3 protein-coding genes and 3 pseudogenes are annotated in these 6,413 nt (G+C 74.0%); 2 read left to right on the top strand and 4 right to left on the bottom strand.

Going from position 1 to position 6,413, the window contains the following annotated elements; all coding sequences use genetic code 11:
• Both J0670_RS26410 and J0670_RS26415 read left to right on the top strand, forming a co-directional pair.
• Positions 1-678, top strand: a pseudogene (locus J0670_RS26410) (LiaF domain-containing protein); the annotation flags it as partial.
• Entirely contained in the window at positions 675-884 is a 210-nt protein-coding gene (locus tag J0670_RS26415) for a hypothetical protein (protein WP_207814175.1), read from the top strand. The pseudogene J0670_RS26410 and the gene J0670_RS26415, both read left to right, overlap by 4 nt.
• A gap of 8 nt (positions 885-892) precedes the next feature.
• Here the strand turns inward: J0670_RS26415 and J0670_RS39505 are convergent, their stop codons facing one another.
• From J0670_RS39505 to J0670_RS26430, 4 genes and pseudogenes are all read right to left on the bottom strand, one after another.
• Complete coding sequence (locus J0670_RS39505; protein ID WP_374223169.1) at positions 893-1,381, bottom strand: ubiquinol-cytochrome c reductase iron-sulfur subunit; 489 nt, start codon at positions 1,379-1,381, stop codon at positions 893-895.
• Between the two features lie 6 nt (positions 1,382-1,387).
• Positions 1,388-1,912: pseudogene (locus J0670_RS39510) on the bottom strand (DoxX family membrane protein); the annotation flags it as partial.
• Between the two features lie 254 nt (positions 1,913-2,166).
• Entirely contained in the window at positions 2,167-3,762 is a 1,596-nt protein-coding gene (gene guaA / locus J0670_RS26425) for a glutamine-hydrolyzing GMP synthase (RefSeq protein WP_207814177.1), read from the bottom strand.
• A 995-nt stretch (positions 3,763-4,757) separates the two neighbouring features.
• Positions 4,758-6,413: pseudogene (locus tag J0670_RS26430) on the bottom strand (proline-rich domain-containing protein); the annotation flags it as partial.

Below are 6,413 nucleotides of genomic sequence, written 5' to 3' on the forward strand. Positions count from 1 at the left end.
CCGGAGGGCGACCCCTTGCGCAAGGGGCGCCCGGAGCGGCGGCACGAGCCGGCCGCGGTGCGGCACCCCCGGGAGCGGTCGGCGCTCGGCTTCTTCGGCTTCCTGCTGGCGATCGGTGCGGCCACCGCGGTCTGGTCCGCCTCGGTCGGCCACACCGGCCCCGCCAGGCTGAGCACCGTCGTGATGGCCACCGGCCTGCTGGTGATCGGCCTGACCCTGCTGGTCGCCGCGAAGTTCGGCAGGGCCCGCAAGCTCGTGGTGCTGGGCCTGCTCCTCACCCTGGCGCTGGCCTTCGTCGGCCGCACGCCCAACTCGGTCCAGGACGCCATCGGCCAGCGCGACTGGACGGTCACCGCGGCCGCCGACCTGAAGGACCGCTACAACCTCGGCGCCGGGGACGTCCGGCTGGACCTCTCCGGGCTGGACCCGGCCGGGGCCACCCTGGCCACCAAGATCGACCTGGGCGCCGGTCAGATCACCGTCACCCTGCCGCCGGACGTCACGGTCAACCTGGTGTCCAGGGTCGGGCTCGGCGACATCTCCGTCCCCGGTGAGCCCAACGGCGGCAGCGGGCGGCACACCTACCAGTTGAACCCCGTCGGGGGGCAGGCATCCAAGGGCACGCTCGACCTCCAACTCGGGATCGGGCTCGGCAGCATCAAGGTGGTCCAGCAGTGAGGAAGCACCGGCTCGACCCGTTCTCGCTGATCGCGGGCGGGCTGTTCACCGTGATCGCCGTGCTCTACCTGGTGGCGGCGCTCAACGACCGCTCGGTGAACGGGCGGATCATCATCCCGGTCACCTTCATCGTGCTCGGCGTCGGCGGCCTGGTCGGCGCGGTCGCGGCGGTCGCCCGGCGCGGCCGCACCGACCGCGAGGAGTAGCCGGGGGCTCAGCTCTGCGGCGGGCCCAGGGTCAGCTTGTCCCCGTCCTTGCTGACGGTGTACTTCGGCAGCGGCTTGACCGCCGGCCCGTTGACCACCGCGCCGGTCGCGGCGTCGAACCGGGAGCCGTGGCAGGGGCAGTACAGCTGGCCGTTCTTCGGCGCGTCCACCGCGCAGCCGGAGTGGGTGCAGACCGAGGAGAGGGCGCAGTACTGCCCCGCCTTGGGCTGCACGATGTAGACGGCGTCCCCGGTGGCCGGGTCCTTGACCTGGGCCGAGCCGCCGACCGGCACGCTCGCCACGGGCACCGAGGGGGCGGCCGGCGCCGGGGCGGTGGAGGCCGGGGCAGCGGACTGCTTGGCGGCGGGCCTCTTGGCCCGCCCGAAGGTGCGGGTCAGCGAGCCGCTCAGCAGCCCGGCGCCGCCGATCGCGACCGCCGCGATCCCACCGTCCACCAGCGCCCGGCGCTTGACGTGCTCCTCGCTCAGCCCGCGCACCCGGTCCCGGTCGGCCCGGCGGGCCAGGTAGCCGTCCACCGACAGGTACGGCGTGCCGGCCAGCAGCAGCGGGGTCCAGGCCAACAGGTAGCCGAGGTCGTTGCCGAGGTAGTACGGCGAGACGTTCCAGCTGATGGTCAGCCAGAGGCTCAGGTTGAGCAGCACTCCGCCGAGCGCCGCGACCCGGCCCCACAGACCGAGCAGGGTGCCGAGGCCGACCGCCAGCTCACCGAAGGCGATGGCGAGCGCGAACAGCGTCGGGTGGTCGAGGGCCGTACCGAGCAGGAAGGAGATCGGGCTGCCGGCCCTGGCGGCCCGGGTCTGCGAGACGAACGAGGCCGGGTCGCCCGCGCCGGCCAGGTAGTGCGCGTCGGAGAGCTTGTCCAGGGCGGCGTAGACGAAGGTGACGCCGAGGAACAGCCGTAGCGGAAGCAGCGCGTACCGGGACCCGAGCGCCCTCAGCCGCGCCGCCTGGTCGGCCAGGCCGGGCGCTCCCCCGTCGACCGTCGCGGAGTTGCTGGCCTCCGACATCCCTCACACCTTCCCTCGCAGCCTGCCACTCCCTGACAGGTCCGGTCCGCATTCTGCCCGCTCCTGCGCGCTTTCGGTGGGACGTCCCTTCCAGGGCCCGCCTGACGATTCCCACCGGGCGTGCGACGCCAATTGTCGGACACCGCCCGGGGTCCGCCCACCGGGCGAGCGAACGGCCGCGCCGCCGCTCCCCCTGAAGGGAACGACGGCGCGGCCGTTCAGGCTCCGGTCGGTTCAGCGACCGGAGGGAGTGCTCACTCCCACTCGATGGTGCCCGGCGGCTTGCTGGTGACGTCGACGACGACGCGGTTCACGTCGCGGACCTCGTTGGTGATCCGGGTGGAGATCTTCGCCAGCACGTCGTACGGCAGGCGCGACCAGTCGGCGGTCATGGCGTCCTCGGACGAGACCGGGCGCAGCACGATCGGGTGACCGTAGGTGCGGCCGTCGCCCTGCACGCCCACACTGCGCACGTCGGCGAGCAGCACGACCGGGCACTGCCAGATCTCGCGGTCCAGACCGGCCGCGGTCAGCTCCTCGCGGGCGATCGCGTCGGCGTCGCGGAGCAGGTCCAGACGCTCCTTGGTGACCTCGCCGACGATCCGGATGCCCAGGCCCGGGCCCGGGAACGGCTGGCGCTGGACGATCTCCTCCGGCAGGCCCAGCTCCTGGCCGACCATCCGGACCTCGTCCTTGAACAGCTTGCGCAGCGGCTCGACCAGCTGGAACTGGAGGTCCTCGGGCAGGCCGCCGACGTTGTGGTGGGACTTGATGTTGGCGGTGCCGGTGCCGCCGCCGGACTCCACCACGTCCGGGTACAGGGTGCCCTGGACCAGGAAGTCGACCGACTGGCCGTGCTCGCCGGCCTCGGCGATGATCTCGGCCTGGGCCTGCTCGAAGACCCGGATGAACTCCCGGCCGATGATCTTGCGCTTCTCCTCGGGGTCGGTGACCCCCTTCAGCGCGTTCAGGAAGCGCTCGGAGGCGTCGACCACCTTCAGCTGCACGCCGGTGGCGGCGACGAAGTCCTTCTCGACCTGCTCGGTCTCACCCTTGCGCATCAGACCGTGGTCGACGTACACGCAGGTCAGCTGGTCGCCGATGGCGCGGTTGACCAGGGCGGCGGCGACCGCGGAGTCCACGCCGCCGGACAGGCCGCAGATCGCGCGCTTGTCGCCGACCTGCTCGCGGATCAGGGCGATCTGTTCCTCGACCACGCTGCCGGTGGTCCAGGTCGGGGCGATGCCGGCGCCGCGGTAGAGGAAGTGCTCCAGGATCTGCTGGCCGTGGTCGGAGTGCAGCACCTCGGGGTGGTACTGGACGCCGTAGAGGCGGGCCTCGTCGTTCTCGAAGGCCGCGACCGGGACCAGGTCGGTGGAGGCGGTGACGGTGAAGCCCTCCGGGGCGGCGGAGCAGGCGTCGCCGTGCGACATCCACACCGAGTGCTGCGCCGGGATGCCCTCGAACAGGGTGGAGCCGGTACGGGAGACGGTCAGCGGGGTGCGGCCGTACTCGCGGGCACCGTTGTTGTCGACCGTGCCGCCGAGGACCGTGGCCATCAGCTGGAAGCCGTAGCACATGCCGAAGACCGGGACACCGGCCTCGAAGATCGCGCGGTCGAGCCGCGGCGCGCCCTCTTCGTAGACCGACGACGGGCCACCGGAGAGGATGATCGCCTTGGGGTTCTTGGCGAGCATCTCGGCGACCGGCATGCTGCTCGGCACGATCTCGCTGTAGACCCGCGCCTCACGCACCCGACGGGCGATGAGCTGGGCGTACTGGGCACCGAAGTCGACCACCAGGACGGGGTCGTTGTCCGGTGCGGACTGGACGGGAATTGCAGAGGACACAGACGGCCTTCCGGCAGCGGTATCGAGGTGTCGCGCGGAACCGCTTCCCCGGCGGGGGCTGCGGCAGCGGACGGGTGTGGGGTGTCTGGACACCGATTCTACCGGGCTGTCCGGTTTCACTCGTCTGCCCGTCCGCGGGACCGTGACCGGACGGGGCCGGGCTTCGTTGCTCCAGACGACCGTACGACCCGCGCCGCGTCCGCCAGACGCGCCGACTCCGCCCCCGGCCGGGGGCACCGCCGTACGGGCTGCAGGACCACGCGTGGAGCTCCATCCCAGTCCACCGGCGCATGTGGCGCCGCCGCCCCGGCCCGCCGGGGAGCGCGGTGCCGTGGGACCGTGCGCGGGTGTCGCGGCCGGCCAGCAGGGGACAGCGACCCCGGCCGCGACTGGGCCGAGAGGTGGGGCGGCCGGCTCCCGGGGACGCCCGGGGCCGGTCGCCGCACCCCGGCTTCGCTCCGGGACACGCTCCCGGCGCACGTCCCCCATCCATCCGTGCCGCTACGCGCGTCTCCGTGCGCCGCAACCATTCACACCACTACACACCGTGATCATCCGGCGCAACATCGACCGGAAATGGACTGCGCCGAACTGTGCCGAACCGGTTGCAGAGCATGCCCTCCGTCCAGCACGATGCTCGGTGTGAACGGTTCTCCCGGCGGCCGACAGGCCCGACGTGGGGGCCCAGACCGATGTTTCCGCAGTCGCCGCGCAGCCGGGCGACCGCGATTCGCTCTTCACGCTCCGTGAGCGAGTGACCGGCGCAGACCCACGTGCCGCCCCTCCCTCCCGTGAACGTGCGCGCCCCGCTCCGCCGGCCACCCACGCCGGCGTCCCGCGGACGCACCCGAAGCCAACCGACACGACGGCGCTCCTCCCCCGGCGCCGTCACCTCCAGCACCCGGCGCAGCCCTGACGCCGAGTGCTGAGCGACAAAGGGCCCCGTTCCCCCGCGGGGCCCTTTGCCCTTCCCCGGCCCGCGTCCCGGGCCCGGCTCAGGGGTGGTCGCGCCAGACGGCCGGATCGACCGGCTCCTCGGCTGGCCGCGGCGGCTCGGCGGGCAGCGGCGTCCCCGCGGCGGGGGTGGGCGGCGCCTCGTGCGAGCCGATCACCTCGCTCACCCCGGTGGCGGACGTCCCCGGCACCGCGTCCTGCGGCGGGCCGGCCTGCGGCGGAACGCCGTACGCCGCCCCGGCCGGGTACGGCACCTCCGGCGGCACCGCCCCGTGCGGCACGGGCCCGTACGGCGCCGTGCCGTGCGGAGCGCCCTGGTACGGAGCGCCCTGGTACGGAACGCCCTTGTCCGGCCCGCCGCCCCGCCCGCCGAGGGCCGCCAGCGCCGCGGGCACCAGCAGCGCGCCGACCGCCGCCCAGACCGCGCAGGCCAGCAGCACGCCGGGGAACACCAGGTTCGCCGAGACGGCCTGGGAGGTGACCGAACCACCCGGGCCGGTCGAGCCGCCCCAGCCCCCGCCGGACGGCAGCACGTACGACATCGAGGTGGTCGCCGAGACACCGGCCACCGCCGACAGCGCGGTGAGCAGCGCGGCGTACACGGCCGCCAGCCGGAGCCGGTCGGCCGCGTCCAGCCGCCGCCGGTACGCCGTCCAGCCGAGCGCGGCCGCGGCGGCGAGCGCCAGCAGGCCGGTCCAGCGCCAGTCGGCGGTCTGGTCGTGCAGGTCGAAGAAGGAGAACTCCACGTCGTCGCCGTGGTCCCCCCACTCCGACGCGCTCCCGCTCACGGCGGTGTGCCCCCGCAGGGTCGCTCCCGAGCCCACGCCGAGCAGCAGCAGGCCGATGTTCGGCAGGAAGGCCAGCGAGGTGGCGGCCTGCCAGCCCTCGTCCGCCTTGATGGTGACCAGGATGAAGGCCGTCACCGAGGCCAGGCCCAGGGTCAGCGCGAGGGCCTGGCCCGCCGTCAGCGCGGCCACCGCCCAGCCGCGCACCGAGCGGCTGCGCCAGGCGGCCCAGCGCATCGCGTCGGTGCCGTAGACGGCGAAGGCCAGCAGCCCGCCCAGCAGCACGGTCCAGCCGACCGCCCACAGCCAGCCGGAGTCCGCGGTGACGGTCGCCTGCCCCGGCTTCTGGCCGCCGACGCTGAAGTAGTCGGAGACGACGTCGCGCGCGCTCGGGTGCCAGGTGGTGCTGCCGAACAGCCCGAGCAGAGCGGTGACCGCGCCGAGCACCAGGGCGGTGCGCAGCGCCTCACCGGCCGCCTGGCCCCGGGTGAGCTGGGAGCCGTCGGCCTTGCGCCGGCGCAGCCCGGCCCGCACTCCGAGCCAGAGCGCCAGGAACCACAGGACGGTGACCGTCATCGGCACCACACAGAAGGTGCTGGTCACGCCCTCCGAGCTGCCCCGGAACAGCGGGCTCTGGAAGCCGAGCTCGAACGGCGCGCCCAGCGCGTTCAGCGCGATCGACAGCATCCCGCCGAAGCGGTCGCCGAAGCCGGGCACGGGGGCGGTGTCGTCGTAGCTGTAGTCGCTCGGGATGGCCGCGATCAGCGCCGCCAGCAGCAGGACCGCGGTCGGGGCGATGGCCGCGCGGAGCGCCGGGCGCCAGTCCGGCCCGGTCAGCAGGCGGTGCGCGGGCGAGGGCGGCTGGTACGGCTGCCCGGCGCCCCAACTGCCCACCGCGGGCGGGTACCCGGC

Origin of the sequence: Streptomyces sp. FH025 (assembly GCF_017427025.1) — a bacterium.
Classification (GTDB): domain Bacteria; phylum Actinomycetota; class Actinomycetes; order Streptomycetales; family Streptomycetaceae; genus Kitasatospora.